1 protein-coding gene is annotated in these 293 nt (G+C 63.5%); it reads left to right on the top strand.

Annotation, left to right across the window (positions count from 1 at the left end; genetic code table 11):
- The coding region (locus CH341_RS32135) for a phage tail sheath C-terminal domain-containing protein (protein WP_210208725.1) at positions 1–201 on the top strand (201 nt) is incomplete at its 5' end.
- Between the last annotated feature and the right edge of the window lie 92 nt (positions 202–293).

Here is a 293-nt window from a genome sequence, read left to right as displayed (position 1 = left end):
TACCGGATCGAGGAGTTCAACGGCCTGGTCGAGAACGCCAAGGCCTTCAAGAACCACCTGATCGTCGAGCGGGACTCGAACCAGCCGAACCGGCTGAACGTCCTGTGGCCGCCGGATCTGATCAACCAGCTCCGCGTCTTCGCGACGCTGGCGCAGTTCCGTCTGCAGTACGACCGCGGCGTCGACACCGACCTCGCCTGATTGCCGGCATCTTCTCTCGAAACCTCGGAGTAACCCATGGGCCAGCGCATAGCCGGCATCGCCTATCTACGCGTCGACGGGGACCAGTACCC

The sequence above is a fragment of the Rhodoplanes roseus genome, from assembly GCF_003258865.1.
GTDB lineage: Bacteria > Pseudomonadota > Alphaproteobacteria > Rhizobiales > Xanthobacteraceae > Rhodoplanes > Rhodoplanes roseus.
Note: the sequence above shows the minus strand (reverse complement) of the source record. Positions and strands in the feature narration are given on the sequence as shown.